This window comes from Pseudomonas sp. TMW22090 (genome assembly GCF_022496665.1).
Classification (GTDB): domain Bacteria; phylum Pseudomonadota; class Gammaproteobacteria; order Pseudomonadales; family Pseudomonadaceae; genus Aquipseudomonas; species Aquipseudomonas gregormendelii.
Window position 1 is genome coordinate 959937 of the sequence record NZ_SCFH01000001.1, and the last position, 24806, is coordinate 984742.

The window sequence follows — 24806 nt, forward strand, 5'->3', positions numbered from 1 at the left end:
AACCAGCACTACCCCTCAGGCGGCAGGTCGATTTCCTGCCGCCTCGGGCTCGTGCAGGCCGAATTTGGCCTTTCACACCGATAACAACAAGACAAGGTGGAGCTTCCCATGAACGACATCCATTCAACCGATACCCAGCGCTGTGAACGCATTCGCGGCAACCCGAAATTCCTGCAGCTGGTCAACAGCCGTTCACGCCTGGCCTGGTCGCTCAGTGCGGCGGTACTGGGCACCTACTACGTGTTCATGGCGGTGGTGGCGTTCTTCCCGCAGTGGTTGCACGCCCCGCTCGCCGAGCACCGCATGATGACGCTGGGCATGCCGGTAGGCGCAGCGATCATAGTGTTTTCCTGGTTGCTGACGGGATGGTACGTGTACCGCGCCAACACCCGCTTCGATGCGCTGGGCGCAGCCATTCTCGAGGAGAGCAAGTAATGAGCACCCTGCGTAACTTCCTGATTGCCGCCGCCGGCCTTTTGCCTGCGAGCCTGGCACTGGCCGCGCCGCTGACCGGCGTCGCCGAAAAGCAACCACTGAACCTGCATGCGATCGGCATGTTCTTCGTATTCGTCCTGGGCACGCTGGCGATCACCTGGTGGGCCGCACGCCAGACTAAATCCACCTCTGACTTCTATACCGCAGGCGGTGGCATCACCGGCTTCCAGAACGGCCTGGCGATTGCCGGCGATTACATGTCTGCAGCCACGCTGCTGGGGCTGTCGAGCCTGGTATTTGCCAAGGGCTATGATGGCTTCATCTACACCATCGGCTTTTTTGTCGGCTGGCCGATCATTACTTTCCTGATGGCCGAGCGCTTGCGCAACCTGGGGCGCTACACCTTCGCCGACATCGTTTCCTATCGGCTGGACCAGAACAAAGTACGGATCTTTGCCGCGTTCGGTTCGCTGACCGTGGTGTGCTGCTACCTGATCGTGCAGATGGTCGGTGCCGGTCAGTTGATCAAGTTGCTGTTCGGTCTCGACTACCCGGTGGCCGTGGTGATCGTCGGTGCATTGATGCTGGTGTACGTGATCTTCGGCGGCATGATCGCCACCACCTGGGTACAGATCATCAAGGCCGTGTTGCTGCTCGCAGGCGGAACGACCCTGGCGGTGATGGCCATGTCGCAGTTCGGCTTCAGCTATGAAGCCCTGGCAACACGGGCGGTCGAGGCACATGCCAGCGGCTGGAACATCATGGGCCCAGGCTCGATGCTCGCCGACCCGATCAACACCGCCTCCATGTCCCTTGGCCTGGTGTTCGGCATTGCCGGCCTGCCGCACATTCTGATGCGCTTTTTCACCGTGCCCAATGCCAAGGAAGCACGCAAGTCGGTGTTCTACGCAACGGGCTTCATCGGCTTCTTCTTCCTGGTGGTCTGCACCCTGGGTTTCGCCGCGATGGTGATCATCGGCACCGATCCGCAGTACTACGTCAACGGCGAAGTCGGCGGCACCCTGATAGGTGGCGGCAACATGGTTGCCATGCACCTGGCCAAGGCAGTGGGCGGCAACCTGTTCTTCGGCTTCCTCTCGGCGGTGGCCTTCGCCACCATCCTGGCGGTGGTGTCCGGCCTGGCACTGGCCGGTGCTTCGGCAATCTCCCACGACCTTTACGCCACGGTCTTCAAGAAAGGCAAGGCGACCGAGAAACAGGAAATGCGCGTTACCCGCATGGCCACCGTCGGCCTTGGCATCATCGCAATCCTGCTGGGCATCCTGTTCGAGAAGATGAACGTCGCGTTCCTGGTCGGCCTGACGTTCGGCATCGCCGCGTCGACCAACTTCCCGGTGCTGATCATGGCCATGTACTGGAAAGACCTGACCACCAAAGGCGCGATCATCGGCGGGTTTGCCGGTCTGATTTGCGCCTTGGTACTGGTGATCCTGTCGCCTGCCGTTTGGGTGACCGTGCTGGGCCATGCCCACGCCATCTTCCCCTACGACCACCCTGCCCTGTTCTCCATGCCGCTGGCGTTCCTGGTGATCGTCGTGGTGTCGAAACTCGACCGCAGCGTGCGGGCCGGCAAAGAGCGTGATGCCTACGCCGACCAGTTTGTCCGGGCCCAGACCGGCCTGGGTGCCGCCAGCGCGTCCAGCCACTGATTGACCGGGCGCGCCCGTCCATGACGGGACGCGCCCATCGCCTAACCCTGTGAGGTTCACGTAATGCCCGAATTCAAAGCTCCGCTGCGCGATATGCGCTTTGTGCTGCATGAAGTGTTCGAAGCCCCGGCCTTGTGGGCGCGCCTGCCAGCCCTGGCCGATAACGTCGACGCCGCCACCGCCGATGCCATTCTCGAGGAAGCGGCCAAGGTCACCTCGCATCTGATTGCACCGCTTAATCGCAGCGGCGACGAAGAAGGCGCCCAGTGGCAGGATGGCCAGGTCAGCACGCCGATCGGTTTCAAACAGGCGTACGCCACCTATATCGAAGGGGGCTGGGTGGGCCTGTCGGGAAACACCGAGTTCGGCGGCATGGGCATGCCGAAGATGCTCGCCGTGCAATTCGAGGAAATGCTCTACGGTGCCAACTCAAGCTTCGCCCTGTACTCGGCACTGAGTTCCGGTGCCTGCCTGGCGCTGGATGCACACGCCAGCGCCACCTTGAAAAACCTTTACCTGCCGCCCATGTACGAAGGTCGCTGGGCCGGCTCCATGTGCCTGACCGAAGCCCACGCCGGCACCGACCTGGGCCTGATCCGCACCCGCGCCGAACCGCAGGCCGACGGCAGTTTCCAGATCACCGGCAGCAAGATCTTCATTACCGGCGGCGACCAGGACCTGACCGAAAACATCATCCACCTGGTGCTGGCCAAGCTGCCAGACGCACCCGCCGGGCCAAAAGGCATCTCGCTGTTTGTGGTGCCTAAAATTCGCGTCAACGCCGACGGCTCCCTCGGCGCCGCCAACGCCGTCAGTTGCGGCTCGATCGAACACAAGATGGGCATCAAGGCTTCGGCCACCTGCGTGATCAACTTCGACGGCGCCAGCGGCTGGCTGGTGGGCGAGGCCAACAAAGGCCTGGCAGCCATGTTTACGATGATGAACTACGAACGGCTGTCGATCGGCATCCAGGGCATCGGTTGTGCTGAAGCGTCCTACCAGAGCGCGGTGACCTACGCCCGCGAGCGCGTGCAAAGCCGTGCCCCTACCGGCGCCATGGCCCCCACCCAGGTGGCCGACCCGATCATCGTCCACCCGGATGTGCGTCGCATGCTGTTGACCATGAAAGCCATGACCGAAGGTGGCCGGGCGTTCGCCAGTTACGTGGGACAGCAACTGGACCTGGCAAAGTTCTCCGACGATGCCAGCGAGCGCGACAGTGCGCAAAACCTGGTGGCCTTGCTGACGCCAGTGGCCAAGGCGTTTTTCACCGACAGCGGCCTGGAAAGCTGCATTCACGGACAACAGGTTTTCGGGGGCCACGGCTACGTCCGCGAGTGGGGTCAGGAGCAATTGGTTCGCGACGTGCGCATCGCGCAGATCTATGAGGGCACCAATGGCATCCAGGCGCTTGACCTGCTCGGGCGCAAAGTGGTGGCCAATCATGGCGTGGTGCTGCGCCAGTTCACTGACGAGATCCGCCGCTTCGCGGACCAGCCCGACGCGCCCTACGCGGCACAACTGCTGGATGCGGTACGGCGCCTGGAAAACCTCAGTGATTGGGTGCAGGACCGGGCCGAGACCAACCGCAACGAAGTCGGCGCCGCGTCGGTGGAGTACCTGCACCTGTTCGGTTACGTCGCCTATGCCTGGCTGTGGGCGCGCATGGCGCACGTGGCCGGCAAGCAGCGCAACACCGATGAGGCGTTCTACGGCGCGAAGATCGCCACCGCCGACTTCTACATCCACCGCCTGCTGCCGCGCATCCTGAGCCTTGAGCAGTCCATACGCGCCGGCAGCGCCTCGCTCTACGGCCTCACGGCTGAGCAGTTCTAACGATTGAACCGCGCGCGGCGCCTTGCTCCTCTCTTTCAGGCGTCGCGTTTTTTATTCAGCAGCCCTCGCCAGCTCGGCGAGGGTCGCCAGATCCGATTTCTCATAATAAAAACAAAGGGGCTTCACCATGGATCGTCACACCTGCAATCTCGCGACCCGACTGCTGCTGGCCGGTGGCGTCATCAGCCTCTCGGCCCCCGCTTCCGCTGATTTCATCAAGGACAGCAAAGCCAGCGTGGAATTGCGCAATTTTTACTTCAACCGCGACTTTCGCCAGGACAATGCAGCGCAATCTAAGCAAGAGGAATGGGCCCAGGGTTTCCTGATGCGCTTCGAATCGGGCTTCACTGCCGGGACCATTGGCGTCGGGTTCGACGCCATCGGCCTGCTCGGTATCAAGCTCGATTCCAGCCCTGATCGTGCCAGCTCCGGCTTGCTCAAGCGCCATGCCGATACCCGCCAGGGCGCCCATGACGAGTACGCTGAAGTGGGCCTGACGGCCAAGGTTCGCGCGGCAAAAAGTGTACTGAAACTGGGGACACTGTTGCCCAAGTTGCCAACTGTGCTGGCGAACGATTCACGCCTGTTGCCGCAGACCTTCCAGGGCGGCCAGTTGAGTTCGCTGGACATCCAGGGCCTGACCGCAGACGCCGGGCGCCTGACCCAGGTCAATCAACGTGATTCCTCGAACTACGAGGACATGGGCATCACCCGTACGGGCGCCAAGGGCATCATTACTCGCCACCTGGCCAGCGACAGCTTCGACTTCGCCAGCCTCAACTACAAATGGACGCCTGATCTGGCCACCGGCTACAGCTACGGTCATCTGGATAATTTCTACAGCCAGCATCTGGTCAACCTGACGTACGTCCTGCCGATCACCGTGGGCCAGTCGTTAAAAACCGACCTGCGCTTCGCCCGCTCCACCGACGACGGCGGCAGCAATGTCGACAACAATGCCCTGGGCGCGATGTTCACCTACACCCTGGGCGGAAATGCCTTTGGCCTCGGCTACCAGAGCATGAGCGGCGACACCGGTTATGCCTACATCAACGGCACCGACGCGTTCCTGGTGAACTTCGTGCAAATCGGCGATTTCGCCAGCAAGGACGAAAAATCCTGGCAGGCGCGCTACGACTACAACTTTGCGGCCATGGGTATTCCCGGCCTGACCTTCATGACCCGCTACCTCACCGGCTCGGACATCGACCTGGGCAACAACCGGCCTGAAGGCAAGGAATGGGAGCGCGATACCGATATCGGCTACGTGGTGCAGAGTGGGCCACTGAAGAATGTCGGGCTGAAATGGCGCAACGCGACAGTGCGCTCGACCAACTTTGGCAGTGACCTGGATGAAAACCGTCTGATTGTCAGTTATACCCTGCCGATCTGGTAAGCAATGCCTCGTCCCCACCCTGTGGGGACGATTTAACGGGGGCGCACCGGCTGGTAAAGGCGCTCTCGAGGGCACTGGCGATGAGAGTAGGATAAGATGCCTGCAAACCAGGCTCGCCGCGAGACGCCCCGCATGACCGATATCACCCCCCGCCTGATCAAGAAGTACCCCAACCGCCGACTCTATGACACCCACACCAGCAGTCACCTGACGCTGGCGGACATTCGTCAACTGGTCGTCGACAAGGTGCCGTTCCAGGTTGTCGACGCCAAAAGCGGCGAAGACCTGACGCGCAGCATCCTGCTGCAGGTGATCCTGGAAGCTGAAAGCGGTGGCGAGCCGATCTTCACCAGCGAGATGCTGATGGGCATTATCCAGTTCTACGGGCCCTATCAGGGTGTGCTCGGCAGTTACCTGGACAAGAGCATCCAGACCGTTATCGACATCCAGTCCCAGACGGGCGCGCAGTCTTCCGAAGCCTGGAGCACCTTCATGCACCAGCAGGCTCCGGTGATGCAGGACTTGATGCGCCAGTATGTCGATCAGTCCAAGGCGCTGTACCTCAATACCCAGAATCTGTTTGGCATGTTTGGCGCAACGCCGGATGCCAAAGGCGGCCCGAAAAAAAATGGCGACGGGGAATAAACCCGTCGCCATCGGTGCAGCTGGCCTGAACTGACTTACTTGTTACCGGTGGTAGCCTTGCCGCCGGCTTCTGGTGTGGCTTTTCCCGGCGCTGCGCTCGCGGCCTCGAAACCACTCTGAGCCACATCGGCCGCCTGCTTAGCGGCTTTTTGTGCGCTTTCAAAGACCGTACCGGCGTTCGCCAGGCCCGACTTGAATGCGGCAACTACCGGTTCCGAACCCGCTGGCGCGTTCTTGCTCAAGGTTTCCACGAACTCTTCAACCTGCCGGGTGCCGGATTCGACCTGGCTGGAGGTCAGTTTGGCGATGTCCGACTGGGTGTCGACGATCAGCGCCTGGACCTGACGGTTGAACTCGGCCAGGCGTTCGCCCTGGGCACTTGGTTGGGTCAACGAAGCCTGCAGCTCGGCAAAACCCTGAGGATCACGCACAGCCAGCAACTTGCGAACGCCTTCGAAGTGTTCCTCGGTGGAGTCGCGCAGGGCCTTGAACTGCAACTGGCTCAGCTGCTCGACGCTGGCGAAGACTTTGCCGCTGATCTGCTGCAAAAGGTCGAGGTTGGCTTTCTGGGCGGTTTGCAGTTTTTCCGGGTTGAAAAAAGACATGCTGGAATCTCCTGGTACTGAAAGCCCTGAGAGGGCCAAGGGCGCGACGGCGATCCTGCCAGTCATCGCGATAGAGGCGATATTGCAGTGCACAAATCTGTTTGGCAATGAGTATTTTGTGCGGCGCACAATAAATCGTGGTGACCTTGAGTGTTTTGACGATAGACTCCAGCCACTGAGCGCTTCTCACAAGCCCGCAATAATCACAGTAATGTTTTCGGGGCGCTCTTCATGCAGGTCGGCAGGAGCACACCATGAACCAGGCAGGAAATATTGCAGCGCACGATAAAGACCTTGCAGCAGCGCCCGGTCTGTTTGATCACCTGAGTCAACTGCAGCAGCTCAACCTGCACAATGTGCTGGGCGCCGTGAACGCGCGCCAGGCCAGCACCCTGGCGTCCTCACGGCTGGAACAACTCAGGCAGCCCTCGGCCGCCGACTGGCAGGACTACCTGACCGACCTTGGCCAACGCAGCCTGTTGTTCTGGGATACCTTGCGCCAGCGCGGCGACAACACCCTGGCTCACGAACGCGCCGGGCATCCACTGCTGCTCAAGTTCGAGTACGAAGTACTACAGGCCGGCGAGCAACTGCCCCGCCCGGTCAACTATTCGCTGCTCAAAATCGTCGATGCATCGGCACCAGCAAGCGACCCTGAGCAGCAGCCAGTGGTGATTATCGATCCGCGGGGCGGCCATGGCTCGGGCATTGGCGGCTTCAAACAGGATTCGCTGATCGGCGAGAGCCTGCGCGCCGGTCACCCCACCTACTTCATCTCGTTCAGTCATGCGCCAAGCCCCGGGCAAACCCTGGCAGACATCGTTCAGGCCGAAGCGCAATTCATCGAGCTGGTCAGCGCCAGACACCCCGAGAGTGCCAAGCCGGTGGTCATCGGCAACTGCCAGGCGGGCTGGGCCTTAATGAGCCTCGCGGCCTCCAGGCCGGAGCTGCCGGGCTTGATCATCATCAATGGCGCGCCGCTGTCCTATTGGGCTGGCACCCATGGGCGCAATCCGCTGCGTTACTGCGGCGGGCTACTGGGCGGTGGCTGGATGGCGCGCCTGGGCAGTGACCTGGGCAACTCGCGTTTCGACGGCGCCTGGCTGGTGAGCAATTTCGAAAGCCTGGACCCGGCCAATGCCTGGTGGGGCAAGTATTATCACCTGTTCAGCGAAGTCGATGGCGAGGCCGAGCGCTTCCTCGACTTTGAACGCTGGTGGGGCAGCCCGACCCTGCTCAACGGCGAAGAAATCGAGATGATCGTTGACCAACTGTTCATCGGCAATCAGCTGTCCGGTGGCGTCGGGCGCAAAAGCAATGGCCTGGACCTCAAGCGCATCGAAGTGCCGGTGGTGGTCTTCTGCTCCTGTGGCGACAACATCACTTCGCCGCAACAGGCACTGGACTGGATCACCGATCTCTATCCCAGCGATCTTGCCCTGGACGACGCCGGGCGCACTATCGTTTACCTGCGCCATGCCAGCATCGGGCACCTGGGCATTTTTGTTTCCGGCGAAGTGGCCCGGCGCGAGCACCGCGAACTGCTGGGAGCGGTCGATACCATCAATGCCCTGCCCCCTGGGCTGTATGAAATGTTGATCGAGGACCTGCCAGACGATGCGCCGAGTCCCTATCGCGTCAGCTTCGAACCGCGCAGGATCGCCGACATTCATGGCGATGTTGAAACACCGCAGGCTGACGATCGCGAATTCGCCCTGGTCGAACGCGCCTCGACCTTCAACAACAGCCTCTACGATGCCTGCGTTCGTCCGTGGCTGCGCCAGTTGATCAACGAACCCGGCGCCGAACTCATCCGCCGTGCCCATCCTTTTCATCAGCAGCAATTGCTCTGGAGCAGCCTCAACCCTGCCCTGTGGTGGGTGGCGGCAGGCGCGGCCAAGGCCCGCCGGGATCGCCAGTGTGTCCGTGCGAACAACCCGTTGCTGGCGTGGCAGGATTTGTATTCGGATCAACTGCAGGATGCCCTGAACGGCTATCGCGACCAGCGTGATGCTGCCCAGGAAATGAGCTTCTACGGGGTGTATGGCGCCCTTAATGGCCTGCTCGGCAATCGTTGACGCACCAGGGCCGCGTCAGACCGGCGCGGCTTGCTCGATCTCGAACGATTCATCGGCGCGGTACTGCCCCGGTGTCATGCCAAACCAGCGGCTGCAAGCCTTGTTGAAGCTGCTGTGATCATGAAAACCCAGCAGATAGGCCACACGCTTCATATTGAAGTGGGAGTGACGCAGGTAGAAATCCGCCAATTGTCGGCGCACTGCATTCTGCACATCCTTGAATTGCGTACCATCCTTTTCCAGGACCCGTTGCAGGGTGCGCTTGCTGACATTCAGCACTGCCGCAATGGATTCCATATCGCAAAGCCCCTGCCCCTGACTCAAACGCTCGGTGATCAGCGCGCGAATCCTGCCGACGATGGTGAAGCCGAACAGCAGGTCCAGTTGCGCCTCGGCAAAACTGTCGTGCAACACCGCCAACGCTTCGTTGGCCATGCTCAATGGCCGCAGCAGCTCCTGGCCGTCGAACAGGATGCTGTCGTAAGCCGAGCCAAACTGCAGGTCGCAGCCAAACAGGCGCTTATGTTCGCGGGTGTCCTCGGGTTCGGGATAGCTGAACTCCACGCTCAGCGGTTGCGGTAATTTGCCATCACCCAGCCAGCGGCAAATGCCGAGCAATGATGCCAGACCGGCATCGGCGTACTGCCGGGGCTTGATCGAGCCGGACTGTTGATGATCGAGGGAAGCCAGGCGGTAGTGCCCCTGCTCCGGGACGAAAAACAGACTGAAGCCCGTACCGATCAATGGGCTGAATCGCACCAGGCGCTCAAGGGCGCGTTTGAGGTTAAGGCTGGACATCATGGTGTAGCCGACTATCTGGAAGCTGCCGGGATGAAAATGCCCGTAGGCCTTGAGGCCGATGTCCGGGTCCGCAGCAGCCTGGGCCGCCAGTTGCCACAGGCGATAAATCACCCGGCGCTCGCACAGCGCTCCAGGGACACTGGCGAGGGTCATGTCCAGCCCGGCGACCTGGCACAGGCTGGCAACGTCGAGTCCCTCGGCCGAGAGCGTATTGACCAGCACATTGGCATAGCCCGAGCTCATTCTGTACATAGCATTCTCGATGACGTAAGTACTGGCCGCTTTCAAGGGATGATAAGCGGCGGCCTGGTTGGAGGTATTGATCTACGTCGGTTTCTGCGAACCATTGATCCTTGACCGCAACCTCGCGGGCCTGGCCGCTAACGCCGGCAACACCACTTGGCTGCTTGGCATCGTTGGACACCAGACAGTCACCTCGCAACACTTCCGCACGCCCCGCCCATCACCAACAATCCTCCATCTTGCAGCGCAAAACAATAAAAGCAACGGACGTCAGGAAGTCGCTTGGTCGTATTGCGTTGTTCACGACTGTCATGGGTGGAAATTAATGGACAGCAAAGCGCAAACCTTCAACAGTTACTGGTCCGGCCAGGTGCCCTTTATCGCCAATTTTGCACTGCAACAGTTGCGCCTGTGGGTCAGCACCAATCCCTGGTTCACCGGGCAGGATTACCACGCCTGGTTCGACCTGCCTCGGGCAACGCTGGACACCCTCCAATCCGACTACCAGCAGCAATGGGCCGAACTCGGCCAGCGGGTGCTGAGCGGGCAGCCCTTCAGTTTCGAGGACCGGCGTTTCGCCAGCGACAATTGGAGCCAGCCGCTGTATGGCTCCCTCGCAGCGTTTTACCTGCTCAACGCCGGCTTCCTGCTCAAGCTGCTTGAACAATTGCCGATCGAAACCAGGAAGCCGCGCCAGCGCCTGCTCTATCTGGTGGAGCAAGCCATCGCAGCGGGTGCGCCGAGCAATTGCCTGGCAAGCAACCCCGACGCGCTGCAACGGGTGGTCGAGACCGGGGGCAGCAGCCTGCTGACAGGTTTGCTGCATCTCGCAAGTGATTTGCAGGAAGGCAAGATGCGCCAGTGCGACCGCGATGCATTCCAGGTAGGCGTCGACCTGGCCAACACGCCGGGTGAGGTGGTGTTCGAGAACGAGTTGTACCAGCTGATCCAGTACTACCCGCAAGCACAAACCGGCTACCGCCGCCCCGTCTTCATCGTCCCGCCGTCGATCAACAAGTTCTACATCCTCGACCTGCGCCCAGACAACTCCATGGTCGGTCACCTGCTGCAGCAAGGCCATCCGGTGTTCCTGATGTCCTGGCGCAACTTCGACCAGGCGCAGGCCGGCACTACCTGGGACGACCTGATCGACACCGGCATCATCAAGGCGCTGCAGGTCACCCGTGAGATCAGCGGCGAGCAGCGGCCCCATTGCGTGGGTTTTTGCATCGGTGGCACCTTGCTGAGCACGGCGCTGGCGGTGCTGGCGGCGCGCGGCGACAAGGAGATCGCCAGCGTGAGCCTGCTCACCACCTTCCTCGACTACCTGGACACCGGCCCCATCGACATATTCGTCGACGAGCAACTGGTGGCTTACCGCGAGCGCACCATTGGCGGCAGCAACGGCCCGATCGGCCTGTTCAAGGGCGAAGACATGGGCAACACCTTCTCGCTGCTGCGCCCCAACGACCTGTGGTGGAACTACAACGTCGACAAATACCTCAAGGGCCAGAAACCCAATGCCCTGGACCTGCTGTTCTGGAACAACGACAGCACCAATCTGCCTGGCCCCATGTACTGCTGGTACTTGCGGCATACCTATCTGCAAAACGACCTCAAGTCCGGCGAACTGGACTGCTGCGGGGTTAAGCTGGACCTGCGCGCGATTGACGCGCCCGCCTACATCCTCGCGACCCACGACGATCACATCGTGCCGTGGCGCAGCGCCTACGCCAGCACCCAATTGCTCAGCGGCCCCACCCGATTCGTGTTGGGGGCATCCGGCCATATTGCGGGCGTGATCAACCCACCGGCCCGTGAAAAACGCCACTACTGGACTCACGAGCAGATCACCAGCGACCCTGACGTCTGGTTCGACAATGCGCAGCAGCAACCCGGAAGCTGGTGGAACGACTGGTTTGCCTGGCTGGCTGATCAATCCGCCGAGCGCGAGCCGGCGATGCAGCAGATGGGTAATACCCGATACCCGCCACTGGAGCCGGCCCCGGGGCGCTATGTGATGCAGTGATGGCAGGCAAAGGCGTCCCGGGCTCGCCTGCATGAGGGTCGGGCGTTTATCATGGGCGCCTTACCACCCCTGCCTTTTATGAGCACCTGCATGACTTTCGATTTCGATCAGGTCCACGACCGCCACGCGACCGGCAGTACCAAATGGAGCCGCTACCCCGACGATGTATTGCCGATGTGGGTCGCCGACATGGACTTTGCCGCGCCGCCGGTGATCATCCAGGCGCTGCAAAAGCGCCTTGAGCATCCGCTGCTGGGCTATAGCGTGTGCCAGGACAATCTGCGCCAGGCCATCGTTGCCGATCTGTGGCACAAATATGCCTGGCGCGTCGATCCTCAGGCCCTGGTGTTCCTGCCGGGCGTGGAGTCGGGTTTCAACATGGCATTAAAAGCGCTGGTCAAGGCGCAGCAGAATGTCGTGGTGCAGGTGCCCAATTACCCGCCGCTGCGCCATGCACCGGGCCACTGGGGGCTGAACAAGGTTGAACTGGGATTCGACTTGCAGGCCGATGGCACCTTCACCACGCCCCTGGACAGCTTGCGCCAGTCACTTCAGGGTGGCGGCGCCCTGCTGTTGAGCAACCCGCATAACCCGCTGGGCAAAGCTTTTCCACGCGATGAACTGCAAGCGATTGCGGACATCTGCGTGGAGCAGGACGCCTGGATCATCTCCGACGAGATCCACGCCGAACTGTGCTTTGATGGTCGGGTGCACGTGCCCACGGCGTCCCTGAGCGAGGCCATCTCCCGGCGCACCATCACCCTGATGTCGGCGAGCAAGGCCTACAACATCGCCGGCCTCAAGACCTCGTTCATGATCATTGAGGACGCGGCCGTGCGTGCTCAGGTCAATCACGCGCGCTGCGGCATGGTCGACAGCGTCAACCCGCTGGGGCTGGAAGCCACGCGCGTCGCCTACAGCGAAGCCGCACCCTGGCTGGCCGAGCTCAAGACTTACCTGCAGGCCAACCGCGACTGGCTGGTGGACGCCGTTCGCACGCGCCTGCCGGGTATCAGCATGAACGTGCCGCAAAGCACCTACCTGGCCTGGCTCGATTGCTCGGCGCTGGGCCTGGCCGATCCGCAGCAGTTTTTCCTGCAGCAGGCCAAGGTCGGGTTGAGTGCAGGCCTGGACTTTGGCGACGACCACCAACAGTTCGTGCGCCTCAACTTCGGCTGCCCGCGTTCGTTGCTCGAAGAAGGTATTGCCCGGATGGAGCGCAGCCTCAACACTTGATCAACTGATCAACTGTGGGAGCAAGCTTTGCTCCCACAGAATCTCGCCAGCTGCTGGCCCTCCACCCTGCAGAACCTCGCCTAGTGCTGGACCTCCACCACAGAATCCCGGCAGGTGCCCAACCGGCCAGATAATTGGGTAATATGTCGCCCCTTCCCTGCAGCCCTGCTCTGCACCCGCCGAATAAGCCGACTCCATGCCTTTCGAACTCAGCGTTGACCTCACCACCCTTGCCATTCTCGCCGTCGTAGCCTTTATTGCCGGTTTCATCGACGCCATTGCCGGCGGTGGCGGGCTGTTGACCACCCCGGCCCTGCTCACGGCCGGGTTGCCGCCGCACCTGGTACTGGGCACCAACAAGCTCAGCTCGACCTTCGGCTCGGCCACGGCCAGTTTCACTTTCTACCGGCGCAAGCTGTTCCACCCGCGCCAATGGGTGCACGCGATTGTCGGCACACTGATCGGCGCGCTGACCGGCGCCGTAGTTGCGCACTACCTGCCGGCCGAATGGCTGAACAAGATGCTCCCGGTGATCGTGTTTGCCTGCGGCCTGTACCTGTTGTTCGGGGGCACGCCCAAGGCGCCGCTGGACAGCAACGCGCCGATCAGGAAAAAGTGGCAGTCGACCCAGGGCTTCACCCTCGGTTTCTACGACGGCGTGGCCGGGCCAGGCACGGGCGCGTTCTGGACCGTGAGCAGTTTGCTCATGTACCCCATCGACCTGGTGAAGGCCAGTGGCGTGGCGCGCAGCATGAACTTCGTCAGCAACATTGCGGCGCTGTCGGTGTTCGTGTTTTCCGGGCAGGTGGACTGGATCATCGGCCTGAGCATGGGCCTGTCGGTGATGGTCGGGGCGTTCTTCGGTGCTCGCACCGCCATCAGCGGCGGCGCGAAGTTCATTCGCCCGGTGTTCATCACCGTGGTGCTGGGCTTGACCGTGCGGTTAGCCTGGCAGCACTGGTTCAGCGTGGCCTAAACGCCGCGCCACATAAACGTCGATCAGGTAACGGGCAATCGAGCGTGACGCTGGCAACGGCGGCAGCTCGTGCACGTTGAACCACTGGGCGTCTTCGATCTCGTCCTCCTGGCAGACAATTTCGCCCCCGGCGTATTCCGCGTGGAAGCCCAGCATCATCGAATGGGGGAACGGCCAGCACTGGCTGCCCAGGTACTGGATGTTCTTCACTTCGATCTGCACTTCCTCGCGAACCTCGCGCACCAGGCACTCTTCGGCCGACTCCCCGGGCTCGGCAAACCCCGCCAGCGTGCTGTAGACCCCGGTAACAAAACGCGGTGAGCGCGCCAGCAGGATTTCATCGCCGCGGGTGATCAGTACGATCATGCTGGGGGAGATACGCGGGTAGCTGCGCAAATCGCAGGGCTGGCAATACATCGCGCGTTCCCGAGGCACCTGCACCATCGCCTGCCCGCAATTGCCACAGAAACGGTGCTCGCGTGCCCAGGTGCCAATTTGCGCGGCGTAGCCCAGCACCTTGTAGAGCGTGTGATCGCCTTCGAGCATGAAGGCGCGCAAGCCCTTCCAGCTGCAGCCAGGCACCTCACTGGTGCTACGCAGCTCCAGCAGATAGACCGGCTCGCCGTCGAGATGGCCGATCCCATGCTCGGCGAGGATCGCCAGGTCCTGGCGCTTGAGCCATTCCCGAGGGAAGAGCGCGCCATTATCGTCATACAGAAAGCCTTCGGGGCTGCGAGCCACGGCCCAGCCCCCGGGTTTGTCGGTGTCCAGTACTGCAGTGGTCCAGCGTGAAGTCATGGTTAACTCAATCCAGAAATTCGGGTTTCTGTTTGCTCATGTGGGCCGCCATGGCCACGCGCAAGTCGGTGGATTGCAGCATTGCGGCGTTCCAGGTGGCGACATATTCCAGGCCGTCATCGATACGGTGGTCACGCATGTAGCTGATCATCTCCTTGGTGCCGGTGATGGCGATCGGCGACTTGCTGGCGATTTCGCGAGCAATGCCCAGCACGCCGTCGAGCAGGCTTTCCTTGTCGCTGTAGATGCGATTGACCAGGCCAATGTCGCGCGCTTCCTCGGCACCAAATGAGCGGCCAGTGTAAGCCAGTTCACGCAGCATGCCGTCACCGATGATGCGCGGCAAGCGTTGCAGGGTGCCCACGTCGGCCGCCATGCCGATGTCGATTTCCTTGATCGAAAACTGTGCGTCCTGCGCGGCGTAGCGCATGTCACAGGCGGCAATCAAGTCGATCGCGCCGCCCAGGCAATAACCCTGGATGGCCGCGAGCACCGGTTTGCGGCAGTTATCGACAGCCGTGAATGAGGCTTGCAGGGCCAGGATCTTGCGTCGCAGCAGGCGCGCATTGCGTCCGATGTCCTTGCCCAGCTCGTTGGCGACGCCAGCCAGCATCATCAGGTCGATGCCCGAGGAAAAGTGCTTGCCTGCACCACTGATCACCACTGCGCGCACTTCGTCGGTGTCGTCGATCCAGTGGAAGATCTCAATGATCTCGCTCCAGAACGCCGCGTTCATCGAGTTGATCTTTTCCGGACGATTGATCTGCACATGGGCGACTTTATCCGCCAGTTCGACGGTGAACGCGGTGTATTGGGACATGGCAGTGATCCTTGACCTGGCAAAAAAGAGGCCCGAACTATAACAAGGCATCCGGTGCTGCAGTAAGGCAGCGGTTCAGCCAAATGCGGGACTGGCCAACCCGCACCACAACAGTGCAACGAAACTGTCACACCTGGTCCATTATTGTGACTTACCGGTCACATTGTGAGGCGTCACGCAAAATAAAACTGCCCTTCGTCGGTGCGATCACCCTTCGTCAGGCTCAGCCGTTACCCTTTGAAAAGGATTGTCGAACAATTTTCCCAAATGGACTGGCCCGCTCTAGGTTCTGGCCTAGACTCCTTTTTGCCGGTTAAAACCGGTCAGTCACAACCGGGAAAATTAGAAGAAACTTTTGCCGCTGGCGCAAGGTCAGCTTAAAGGTGGGTGTGTTGCGACTGGTTCGATCTTTGCAACAGCCCTCTCCAGCCACTGTGCTTTAACGCGTTGGCAGCGTTTGCTCACCGATGCGTAGCGCGTTTGCGCCCGGCCATAGGGACAGGCCATCGAACATCGTTGGTGCCAGACCGAGAATTAGATCAACAACACGGGAGATTCATATGATCAGTGCGGCTTTAGATATTCAGGGAGAACGTGCTCATCAGCAGGTCGGCGAGTCGAGCACCGTAGTCAATGCGCAATCCGCTGCACCGGTTAACGTGACCAGTACACGCAAACTGCCACCGGTAACCAGTCAGAATCCGAACAAGAAACGCGTCTTGTTCGTGACCTCCGAGATCGCCGATCTGGTCAAGACTGGCGGCCTGGGAGACGTTTCCGCCGCGCTGCCGCGGGCGATGGCGCATCTGCACGACGTGCGTGTGCTGATCCCCGGGTACCCGCAGGTGCTCCACAGCGAAAACCCGATTCACATCATCGGTGAGCTGGGCGGCCATGCTGCCCTGCCGCCCTGCAAGATCGGGCGCATGGACATGCCTGATGGCCTGGTCATCTACGTACTGATCTGCCCCGAGCTCTACGAGCGCGAAGGGTCGCCCTACGGCGCCAACAACGGTCGCGACTGGCCGGACAACCATATTCGCTTTGCCCGCCTGGGCCTGGCCGCTGCAGATATCGCGGCCAACCTGGCGCAGATTCACTGGTGCCCGGACCTGGTGCATGCCCACGACTGGCCAGCCGGCCTGGCGCCGGCCTACATGCATTGGCGTGGACAGCGGACCCCGACGCTGTTCACCATCCACAACCTGGCCTATCAAGGCGTCACCAGCCTGGGCTCGTGCCCTGAACTGGGGATTCCCACCCATGCCCTGCAACAGGAAGGCATGGAGTTCTATGGCAAGATGTCGTTCCTCAAGGCCGGCATGGCCTACGCCAGCCACATCACCACGGTCAGCGCGACCTACGCCCAGGAAATCACCACGCCGGACTTCGGCTGTGGACTCGACGGCTTCCTTGCCGCCAAGACCCAGCAAGGCCTGCTCAGCGGCATTCCAAACGGCATCGACGAGAGCTGGGACGCGGCGACCGATCCCCATCTGTTCTGCCCGTTTACCATCGGCGACTGGGACGGCAAGGCGGTGAACGCCGACCATGTACGCGAGCTGTTTGGCCTGGACGCTTCCGAAGGCCCGCTGTTTGCGGTGGTTTCGCGGCTGGTCTACCAGAAAGGCCTGGACCTGACCGAAGCCGTCTCCGAATACATCGTCAAATCCGGCGGCCAGATCGCCATCATCGGTCGTGGCGAACCGGAAGAAGAGCAAGCCATGCGCGAGCTGGCCCTGCGCTTCCCCGGCCAGATCGGCGTGCGCATCGGCTTCAATGAAACCGACGCCCGGCGCATGTTTGCCGGCAGCGATTTCCTGCTGATGCCTTCGCGCTACGAACCCTGCGGCCTGAGCCAGATGTACGCCCAACGCTTCGGCTCCTTGCCGGTGGCACGCAACACCGGCGGACTGGCCGACACCATTGAAAACGGCGTCACCGGTTTCCTCTTCGACGAATCCACCGCAGAAAGCTATCAGGAGGCCCTGAGCCGCGCGTTCAAGGTATTTGCCTACCCGGACCTGCTCAACGCCATGCGCTGCCGAGCCATGGCTGCACCCTTCAACTGGTGCAAGGCCGTTGAACCCTACGCCGAACTTTACGAACGACTGGTCGCCAAGGCGCTGGGAAAATCGCACCGACAATAAGAGGTTTTTACCAGATGCCGTTACGGACCCTTGAAACCTGGCCCCACGGCGCAATTATGCTGGACGCACAACACACGCGTTTTGCCTTGTGGGCGCCAGATGCGTTTGACGTCAGCGTCGAACTGGAAGATGGACAATCCTTACCGCTGCTGCCCCAGGCCAATGGCTGGTTCGTGATCGAGACGCGCTGCCCTGCCGGCACGCGTTACCGCTATAACATCGACGGCGAGTTGCAAGTGCCCGACCCGGCGTCCCGGGCGCAGGCCGGCGACCTGCACCTGCACAGCGTGGTGGTCGATCCCGCGGCCTATCAGTGGCAGCACACCCGCTGGCAAGGTCGGCCGTGGCACGAGGCGGTAATCTACGAGCTGCACGTGGGTGCACTCGGTGGCTTCAGTGGCGTCGAGCAGCACCTGGCGCGGCTGGTCGACATGGGTATCACTGCAATTGAGCTGATGCCCCTGGCGCAATTCCCCGGGGAGCGTAACTGGGGCTACGACGGGGTCTTGCCCTACGCACCCCAAGCCTCCTACGGCACTCCGGAACAACTCAAGCACTTGATCGATACCGCCCACGGCCTTGGCCTGGCGGTGATTCTCGACGTGGTCTACAACCACTTCGGCCCGGATGGCAATTACCTGCATCGTTACGCCAAGGGCTTCTTCAACGAAGACAAACACACGCCCTGGGGGGCCGCCATCGACTTCCGTCGCCGCCAAGTGCGCGACTTCTTCATCGACAACGCCCTGATGTGGGTGATGGAGTACCGCTTCGACGGCTTGCGGCTCGACGCCGTGCACGCCATCGAAAGCCCGGATTTCCTGCAGGAACTGGCACAACGCATCCGCCAGCAGACGGCTCCCGGAAGGCACGTGTGGCTGATGCTGGAGAACGAACACAATCAGGCCAGCCTCCTCGAGGAAGGGTTCGATGCCCAGTGGAACGACGATGGCCATAACGCCCTGCACGTGTTGATCACCGGTGAAACCGATGCGTATTACGCCGACTACGCCGAACAGCCGACCCGGCAATTGGCGCGCTGCCTGAGCGAAGGCTTTGTGTTCCAGGGCCATGTCAACCGCCACGGCCAAACACGCGGTGAACCCAGCGGCCACCTGGAGCCCACTGCGTTCGTGCTGTTCCTGCAGAACCACGACCAGATCGGCAATCGTGCCTTCGGCGAACGCCTGCACCAGCTCGCACACCCGGATGCCCTGCACGCTGCTACCGCGTTGCTGCTGTTGTCGCCGATGATTCCGCTGATGTTCATGGGCGACGAGTTCGGTGCCGAAGAGCCATTTCTGTTCTTCACCGATCACCACGGCGAACTGGCAGAGCTGGTACGCGAAGGCCGGCGTAACGAGTTCGCAGCCTTCAGTGCATTCGCTGACCCGGAAAAACGCGAGCGCATCCCCGACCCTAATGCGCCGCAGACATTCGAAGCATCGATTCCAGACCTGGCACCCGCTGAAACCCCGGCCATCCATGCGTTGTACCGGCGCCTGCTGAGCCTGCGCCACGCGCATATCGTTGCGCGGCTGCCTGGCGCGCGCTCCCTGGGCGCCAAGGTGCTGGCCCACGCAGCAGTGAGTGCACGCTGGCGCATGGGCGATGGCAGTGAGCTGCGCATTGACCTGAACCTCGGCAACACGCCCGTGGTCCACACTTCTCAGGCCGGTGCCCAGGTGTTGTTCGAACACCCGGCACACGCGACCAGCCTGTTGGATCAGGGGCAACTCGCCCCGTATAGCGCGCTAGTCAGCCTCAAGGCCGCAGCCCCTTTGCTACCCCCGGATGGAGAGCGCCAATGAGTGATGCGCAACTGGAAATACTTGCCAGCCGCGCCGGTCTGGCAGTCGACTGGATCGACGCCAACGGCCGCCCGCAAAAAGTTGCCCCTGCAGTACTACGCAATGTCCTGACCGGTCTCGGCCACCCCGCCGGCACCGCCCTGGAAATTGACGCCAGCCTGCTGCAGTTGCAGGAAGTCCAGCAAACCCGCCACCTGCCGCCGATGCTCACGGCGGATGTGGGTGTCGGGGTCGATCTGGCGCGCTACTTCGAGCCCGAGACCCCGTGTGAAATCCACCTTGAGGACGGCTCGCGGCTCAACCTGAAGCTGGATGCCAATTCAGTATTGCCGGGCCTGGTACCGGTCGGTTATCAACACGTCAGCATCGATGGCCAGCAATTTACCCTGGCCGTCGCGCCAGCCCGCTGTTACAGCGTCGGCGATGCGGTAGACAACCCGATTCCCCGCGCCTGGGGCTTGAGCGTGCAGTTGTACTCCCTGCGCCGCCCGGGCGATGGCGGTTTCGGTGATACCCAGGCCCTCGAAGACCTGGCCCGAGTGGCCGGGGAACGGGGTAGCGACGCCTTGGCGATCAGTCCGCTGCACGCCATGTTCAGCAGTGACACCCAACGCTACAGCCCGTACTCGCCGTCCAGCCGCCTGTTCCTGAACAGCCTGTACGCCGCGCCCGGCGCCATTCTGGGTGAGCGGGCGGTGCGCGCCGCCATCGACGCCACCGGCCTGGCCGCCGAGTTCAAGCACCTCGAAGAACTGGCGCTGATCGACTGGCCGGTTGCCGCCGAGGCCAAGCATCGACTGTTGCAGGCATTGTACGAAGGGTTTGTGCAGGGTGAGCATCCCTTGCATCCCGACTTCAGCAGCTTTCGCCACGCCGGCGGCGAGGCGCTGGAAAATCATTGCCGTTTCGAAGCCATCCAGGAGGCTCGCGCAGCCAAGGGTGAAGCGCTCGACTGGCGCGAGTGGCCCGAGCAATGGCAAGACCCGCGCAGCGCTGCGCTGGCCGAATTTGCCGAAGAAAATGCCGGACGCATCGGCTTTTTCGCTTTCTGCCAATGGCTGATTACCCGTTGCCTGGAACGCGCGCAAACAGCGGCCCGCGGCAGCGGCATGAGCATCGGCCTGATCGCCGACCTTGCTGTCGGCGCCGATGGCGGTGGCAGCCAGGCCTGGAGTCGCCAGGATGAGTTGCTCGCGTCCCTGACAGTGGGCGCGCCACCGGACATTTTGAATCGCACCGGCCAGGGCTGGGGCATTTCCGCGTTCTCGCCGGAAGGTCTGGTGCGCAACGGCTTTCGCGCATTCATTGAAATGCTGCGGGCCAACTTCGCCCACGCCGGCGGCCTGCGCATCGATCACGTGATGGGCCTGCAACGGTTATGGGTGATCCCCAATGGCGCGTCGCCTGCCGATGGTGCCTACCTCTACTATCCGGTGGATGACCTGCTGCGCCTGCTGACCCTGGAATCCCATCGGCACCAGGCCATCGTCCTCGGTGAAGACCTCGGCACAGTGCCTGAGGGTCTGCAGGAAAAACTCATCGCCCGCTCGATACTCGGCATGCGGGTGCTGCTGTTTGAACAGGATAACGCGCAGTTCAAGTCGATCCTCGATTGGCCGGACAATGCCCTGGCCACCACCAGCACCCATGACCTGCCGACGCTCAACGGCTGGTGGCACGGCCGCGATATCGACTGGAATGCCCGCCTCGGCATGACCGACGCCAGCAGTGAAATCGAATGGCGCCGGCACCGCGAGCGTGAGCGTGAAGGCTTGCGCCGAGTGCTGGGCGAAGACCCGCAGAACTTTCGCGAAGAGTCCCATGAAACCGACCAGGTGCTCGACGCCAGTGTGCGCTTCCTGGGCCATACGCGCGCGCCATTGGTGCTTTTGCCGCTGGAAGATGCCTTGGGCATCGAGCAGCAGGCCAACCTGCCCGGCACCATCAATACCCATCCAAACTGGAGCCGGCGTTTGCCGGGCTACAGCGAGGCATTACTCGACGACCCCGACGCCGCCCGGCGTCTGGAACTGCTCGCCTGCGCGCGACTTCAAGCCGGTGAGCGTGACCAATGAACCAACCATTAATCCAACCGTTGCGCGCGACTTTGCGCTTGCAGTTCCATAAAGACTTCACCCTGGATCAGGCGGTGCCCCTGGTGCCGTATTTCGCCAGTCTGGGCATCAGCCACGTGTACGCCTCGCCCCTGCTCGCAGCGCGCGCCGGGTCCATGCATGGCTACGATGTGGTGGACCCGACCCAGGTCAACCCGGAACTGGGCGGCGAACCTGCGTTGCGCCGCCTGGTAGCGGCCTTGCGTGAACAGAACATGGGGCTGATCCTCGACATCGTTTCCAATCACATGGCCGTCGGCGGCAGTGACAATCCCTGGTGGCTGGACTTGCTCGAATGGGGACGCCTGAGCCCCCACGGCGAGTTCTTCGATATCCAGTGGCATTCCCCCGACCCCTTGATGGAAGGCCAGTTGCTGCTGCCGTTTCTGGGCAGCGACTACGGCGTGGCATTGCAGGAAGGCACCTTGCCCCTGCGTTTCGATCCCCAGCGCGGCTCGTTCCATGTCGAGCACTACGATCATCACTTCCCGATCTGCCCGAACAGCTACGGCGAGTTGCTCAGGAGCGATGATGAGCCGCTCAAATTCCTCGCCGATCGCTTCTCTGCCCTGAGCTACCAGACCGACGCCCACAGCCTGGCAGTACCGCTCAAGGAAGAGCTGCGCGAACTGGCCAGGGACCCGGCCATCCGGCAGCGTATCGAGCAGAATCTGCAAGGTTATGACTCGCAGACGCCTGAGGGTTTTGAGCGCCTGCACCTGCTGCTCGAGCGCCAGAGCTACCGCCTCGCCAGTTGGCGAACGGCGGGCGATGACATCAACTGGCGGCGTTTTTTCGACGTCAACGAACTGGGTGGCCTGCGCGTGGAGCGCCCTGCCGTCTTCGAGGCGACCCACGCGAAGATTTTCGAGCTGGTGGCCGAAGGCCTGATCGACGGGCTGCGAATCGACCATATTGACGGCCTGGCCGATCCGCGTGGCTATTGTCGCAAACTGCGGCGTCGGGTCGACTCGCTGTCGCCCGAACGCCACCTGCCAATCTACGTCGAGAAGATCCTCGGTGAAGGCGAAGCGCTGCATCGCGACTGGTCGGTGGACGGCACCACGGGCTACGAGTTCATGAACCAATTGTCGCTGTTGCAACACGATCCCGAGGGCGCCCAACCTTTGGGTGAACTGTGGAGCAAGTACAGCGAACGGCCTGCCGACTTTCGCCAGGAAGCCCAACTGGCCCGCCAGCAGATCCTCAACGGTTCATTGGCCGGCGATTTCGAAAGCGTGGCCCAGGCACTGCTGCAAGTGGCCCGGGATGACCTGATGACCCGCGACCTGACTCTGGGCGCGATCCGCCGCGCGCTGCAGGAATTGATCGTGCATTTTCCGGTGTACCGCACCTACATCAGCCCGCTTGGACGTTGCGACGAAGACGATGTGTTCTTCCAGCAGGCCCTGGCAGGAGCGCGGCAGACCCTCGGCGAGGCCGACTGGCCGGTGCTCGACTGCCTGGCCGGTTGGCTGGGTGGCAAGCAATGGCGTGAGCGCCCCATCGGGCGCTCGCGCAAGATTCTCAAGCATGCCTGCGTACGCTTCCAGCAACTGACGTCACCGGCGGCCGCCAAGGCGGTCGAGGACACGGCGTTCTATCGTTCGGCAGTATTGCTGTCGCGCAACGACGTGGGCTTCAGCACCGAACAGTTCAGCGCGCCCGTCGCTGATTTTCACCAGGCTTGCCTGCAGCGCTTCGAAGCCTTCCCGGACAATCTGCTGGCCACGGCCACCCATGACCACAAACGCGGTGAAGACACCCGCGCGCGACTGGCCATATTGAGCGAGCGCAGCGCCTGGTATGCCGAACAGGTGCCGCTGTGGCAGACCCTCGCCCGGCCCTTGCGTGACGACGAGCAGATGCCGTCTGCCGGCGACGAGTTGATCCTCTACCAGGCCATCCTCGGCAGCTGGCCGCTGGACCTGCGCAGTGACGATCAGGCGGGCCTCGAGGAGTACGCCAAGCGCCTTTGGCAGTGGCAACAGAAAGCCTTGCGCGAAGCCAAATTGCAAAGCAGCTGGAGTGCGCCCAATGACGCCTACGAGCGAGCGGTCCAGGTCTTCATCGAGCGCTTGCTCCTGAGTGCCGAGGGTGAACTGTTGCGCTCGGCCCTGGCCAAGGCCGCCCAGGCACTTGCGGCACCCGGTGCCCTGAACAGTCTGGCGCAAACCTTGCTGCGCATGACGGTGCCTGGGGTGCCGGACTTGTATCAGGGTAACGATTACTGGGACTTTTCGCTGGTGGATCCGGACAACCGCAGGCCCGTGGATTACCACAGCCGGCAGCAAGCCATGGCACAACCCCGGGAGCTGGCCGAGCAGTTGGCGGCCTGGCGCGATGGGAGAATCAAGCAGACGCTGATTCGCCGCACCCTCAACCTGCGGGCCGAGCATGCCCAACTGTTCGCCCGTGGCAGCTATCAGCCACTGGAGGTGATCGGCAGCCAGGCCCACAGAGTGCTCGCCTTCATGCGTGAACATGCAGGCAGCAGGGCTGTAGTGATCGTCCCGATTCGTTGCGCCGAACTGCTGAAAAACAGTGCCCAGCCCTTGGTCGATGCGCTGCAGTGGGGCGATACCCGGGTCAAATTACCGTTCGAGGCATCCGCAGAAAATCTGAAGGGACTTTTTCCCGGCGCCACAGTCACAAATCACAAGGAGCTGAACATCAGCACCGCGCTGGGCGAATTCCCGGTCAATCTTTTTATCCAATTTTCTACACAAGCTTGAGTTCAGTTCAGGAGCATAGCGATGAGTACCGACGATAAACGCGTTCGCGAATTTGCCTATCAGATCTGGGAGTCGGAAGGACAGCCCGAGGGCCAGGAAGCCCGTCATTGGGAGATGGCCCGCAAACTGGCGGAAGCTGAAGCACTGGCCCCCAGCAAGTCGCCCAAGGCGGCTGGCAGCAAGGGTGTCGCGGGCAAGGCTGCCAAGCCCAACGGCAAGCTTGAAGACAAGCCTGCTGCCAAGCCCAAGGCCGCCGCCAAGGCCAAGCCTGCGGCCGCTTCCTCGGTGATACCGCCAGGCGAAAAGGCTCCCGAGAAAAAGCCGCGATCGACTAAAAAACCTTCGGTCTGACCACAGACTTTCTGATTTGACTGGATTCATGGCGAGCTTGCTCGCCATGTCGGGGTCGTTCGCCCTGAAAAAACTAT

General features: G+C 61.8%; 18 protein-coding genes. 14 read left to right on the forward strand and 4 right to left on the reverse strand.

The window, feature by feature from the left end:
- Positions 1–108: 108 nt before the first annotated feature.
- From EQV97_RS04500 to phaR, 5 genes are all read left to right on the forward strand, one after another.
- Positions 109–435 (forward strand): DUF485 domain-containing protein, encoded by a 327-nt coding sequence (locus tag EQV97_RS04500; protein ID WP_240888505.1) that lies wholly within the window; start codon positions 109–111, stop codon positions 433–435.
- On the forward strand, positions 435–2105 hold the full coding sequence (locus EQV97_RS04505; protein ID WP_122839773.1) for a cation acetate symporter: 1671 nt from the start codon (positions 435–437) through the stop codon (positions 2103–2105). Before EQV97_RS04500 ends, EQV97_RS04505 begins: the two co-directional genes overlap by 1 nt.
- Positions 2106–2168: 63 nt before the next feature.
- The gene (locus EQV97_RS04510; RefSeq protein ID WP_122839772.1) at positions 2169–3941 is read left to right on the forward strand and encodes an acyl-CoA dehydrogenase C-terminal domain-containing protein; all 1773 of its coding nucleotides are present in this window, start codon (positions 2169–2171) and stop codon (positions 3939–3941) included.
- A gap of 127 nt (positions 3942–4068) precedes the next feature.
- On the forward strand, positions 4069–5337 hold the full coding sequence (locus EQV97_RS04515) for an OprD family porin (protein WP_240888506.1): 1269 nt from the start codon (positions 4069–4071) through the stop codon (positions 5335–5337).
- A gap of 96 nt (positions 5338–5433) precedes the next feature.
- The gene (gene phaR, locus EQV97_RS04520; RefSeq protein WP_122839770.1) at positions 5434–5982 is read left to right on the forward strand and encodes a polyhydroxyalkanoate synthesis repressor PhaR; all 549 of its coding nucleotides are present in this window, start codon (positions 5434–5436) and stop codon (positions 5980–5982) included.
- 35 nt (positions 5983–6017) lie between these two features.
- Here the strand turns inward: phaR and EQV97_RS04525 are convergent, their stop codons facing one another.
- Positions 6018–6587 carry a TIGR01841 family phasin gene (locus tag EQV97_RS04525; protein ID WP_240888507.1) on the reverse strand — a complete coding sequence of 190 codons (570 nt, stop codon included), beginning with the start codon at positions 6585–6587 and terminating at the stop codon, positions 6018–6020.
- Between the two features lie 254 nt (positions 6588–6841).
- On the opposite strand from EQV97_RS04525, the gene EQV97_RS04530 reads away from it, so the two are divergent.
- Positions 6842–8665 carry a DUF3141 domain-containing protein gene (locus tag EQV97_RS04530; protein WP_240888508.1) on the forward strand — a complete coding sequence of 608 codons (1824 nt, stop codon included), beginning with the start codon at positions 6842–6844 and terminating at the stop codon, positions 8663–8665.
- 15 nt (positions 8666–8680) lie between these two features.
- Here EQV97_RS04530 and EQV97_RS04535 read toward each other — a convergent pair whose 3' ends face one another.
- On the reverse strand, positions 8681–9718 hold the full coding sequence (locus tag EQV97_RS04535) for an AraC family transcriptional regulator (RefSeq protein ID WP_122839767.1): 1038 nt from the start codon (positions 9716–9718) through the stop codon (positions 8681–8683).
- A 316-nt stretch (positions 9719–10034) separates the two neighbouring features.
- On the opposite strand from EQV97_RS04535, the gene phaC reads away from it, so the two are divergent.
- The 3 genes from phaC (at position 10035) to EQV97_RS04550 (ending at position 13950) form a co-directional block, all read left to right on the forward strand.
- Positions 10035–11738, forward strand: a complete 1704-nt coding sequence (gene phaC / locus EQV97_RS04540; protein ID WP_240888509.1) for a class I poly(R)-hydroxyalkanoic acid synthase — start codon at positions 10035–10037, stop codon at positions 11736–11738.
- A 90-nt stretch (positions 11739–11828) separates the two neighbouring features.
- Positions 11829–12974, forward strand: a complete 1146-nt coding sequence (locus tag EQV97_RS04545) for a PatB family C-S lyase (RefSeq protein WP_240888510.1) — start codon at positions 11829–11831, stop codon at positions 12972–12974.
- Between the two features lie 196 nt (positions 12975–13170).
- The gene (locus tag EQV97_RS04550; RefSeq protein ID WP_045058598.1) at positions 13171–13950 is read left to right on the forward strand and encodes a TSUP family transporter; all 780 of its coding nucleotides are present in this window, start codon (positions 13171–13173) and stop codon (positions 13948–13950) included.
- On the opposite strand, the gene nudC is transcribed toward EQV97_RS04550, so the two are convergent.
- On the reverse strand, positions 13918–14748 hold the full coding sequence (gene nudC, locus EQV97_RS04555; protein WP_240888511.1) for an NAD(+) diphosphatase: 831 nt from the start codon (positions 14746–14748) through the stop codon (positions 13918–13920). The two genes, EQV97_RS04550 and nudC, sit on opposite strands and share 33 nt — an antisense overlap.
- Positions 14749–14755: 7 nt before the next feature.
- The gene (locus EQV97_RS04560) at positions 14756–15568 is read right to left on the reverse strand and encodes a crotonase/enoyl-CoA hydratase family protein (protein ID WP_225569803.1); all 813 of its coding nucleotides are present in this window, start codon (positions 15566–15568) and stop codon (positions 14756–14758) included.
- 560 nt (positions 15569–16128) lie between these two features.
- Between EQV97_RS04560 and glgA the strand changes: the two genes are divergently transcribed.
- From glgA to EQV97_RS04585, 5 genes are read left to right on the forward strand one after another with little or no spacing between them, the layout of a single operon-like run.
- Positions 16129–17718, forward strand: coding sequence for a glycogen synthase GlgA (gene glgA / locus EQV97_RS04565; RefSeq protein WP_240888512.1), 1590 nt, complete (start codon positions 16129–16131; stop codon positions 17716–17718).
- A gap of 14 nt (positions 17719–17732) precedes the next feature.
- Positions 17733–19529 (forward strand): malto-oligosyltrehalose trehalohydrolase, encoded by a 1797-nt coding sequence (gene treZ / locus EQV97_RS04570; protein WP_240888513.1) that lies wholly within the window; start codon positions 17733–17735, stop codon positions 19527–19529.
- Positions 19526–21604, forward strand: coding sequence for a 4-alpha-glucanotransferase (gene malQ / locus EQV97_RS04575; RefSeq protein WP_240888514.1), 2079 nt, complete (start codon positions 19526–19528; stop codon positions 21602–21604). The genes treZ and malQ overlap by 4 nt, the downstream gene beginning before the upstream one ends.
- The gene (locus EQV97_RS04580) at positions 21601–24378 is read left to right on the forward strand and encodes a malto-oligosyltrehalose synthase (protein WP_240888515.1); all 2778 of its coding nucleotides are present in this window, start codon (positions 21601–21603) and stop codon (positions 24376–24378) included. The genes malQ and EQV97_RS04580 overlap by 4 nt, the downstream gene beginning before the upstream one ends.
- A 21-nt stretch (positions 24379–24399) precedes the next feature.
- The gene (locus EQV97_RS04585; protein ID WP_045058605.1) at positions 24400–24729 is read left to right on the forward strand and encodes a DUF2934 domain-containing protein; all 330 of its coding nucleotides are present in this window, start codon (positions 24400–24402) and stop codon (positions 24727–24729) included.
- Positions 24730–24806 lie beyond the last annotated feature (77 nt).

Excerpts from the sequence above, each read along its gene's own strand:
- EQV97_RS04500 (WP_240888505.1), top strand. The coding sequence starts at position 109 with ATGAACGACATCCATTCAACCGATACCCAGCGCTGTGAACGCATTCGC.
- EQV97_RS04505 (WP_122839773.1), top strand. The coding sequence starts at position 435 with ATGAGCACCCTGCGTAACTTCCTGATTGCCGCCGCCGGCCTTTTGCCT.
- EQV97_RS04510 (WP_122839772.1), top strand. The coding sequence starts at position 2,169 with ATGCCCGAATTCAAAGCTCCGCTGCGCGATATGCGCTTTGTGCTGCAT.
- EQV97_RS04515 (WP_240888506.1), top strand. The coding sequence starts at position 4,069 with ATGGATCGTCACACCTGCAATCTCGCGACCCGACTGCTGCTGGCCGGT.
- phaR (WP_122839770.1), top strand. The coding sequence starts at position 5,434 with ATGCCTGCAAACCAGGCTCGCCGCGAGACGCCCCGCATGACCGATATC.
- EQV97_RS04525 (WP_240888507.1), bottom strand. The coding sequence starts at position 6,587 with ATGTCTTTTTTCAACCCGGAAAAACTGCAAACCGCCCAGAAAGCCAAC.
- EQV97_RS04530 (WP_240888508.1), top strand. The coding sequence starts at position 6,842 with ATGAACCAGGCAGGAAATATTGCAGCGCACGATAAAGACCTTGCAGCA.
- EQV97_RS04535 (WP_122839767.1), bottom strand. The coding sequence starts at position 9,718 with ATGTACAGAATGAGCTCGGGCTATGCCAATGTGCTGGTCAATACGCTC.
- phaC (WP_240888509.1), top strand. The coding sequence starts at position 10,035 with ATGGACAGCAAAGCGCAAACCTTCAACAGTTACTGGTCCGGCCAGGTG.
- EQV97_RS04545 (WP_240888510.1), top strand. The coding sequence starts at position 11,829 with ATGACTTTCGATTTCGATCAGGTCCACGACCGCCACGCGACCGGCAGT.
- EQV97_RS04550 (WP_045058598.1), top strand. The coding sequence starts at position 13,171 with ATGCCTTTCGAACTCAGCGTTGACCTCACCACCCTTGCCATTCTCGCC.
- nudC (WP_240888511.1), bottom strand. The coding sequence starts at position 14,748 with ATGACTTCACGCTGGACCACTGCAGTACTGGACACCGACAAACCCGGG.
- EQV97_RS04560 (WP_225569803.1), bottom strand. The coding sequence starts at position 15,568 with ATGTCCCAATACACCGCGTTCACCGTCGAACTGGCGGATAAAGTCGCC.
- glgA (WP_240888512.1), top strand. The coding sequence starts at position 16,129 with ATGATCAGTGCGGCTTTAGATATTCAGGGAGAACGTGCTCATCAGCAG.
- treZ (WP_240888513.1), top strand. The coding sequence starts at position 17,733 with ATGCCGTTACGGACCCTTGAAACCTGGCCCCACGGCGCAATTATGCTG.
- malQ (WP_240888514.1), top strand. The coding sequence starts at position 19,526 with ATGAGTGATGCGCAACTGGAAATACTTGCCAGCCGCGCCGGTCTGGCA.
- EQV97_RS04580 (WP_240888515.1), top strand. The coding sequence starts at position 21,601 with ATGAACCAACCATTAATCCAACCGTTGCGCGCGACTTTGCGCTTGCAG.
- EQV97_RS04585 (WP_045058605.1), top strand. The coding sequence starts at position 24,400 with ATGAGTACCGACGATAAACGCGTTCGCGAATTTGCCTATCAGATCTGG.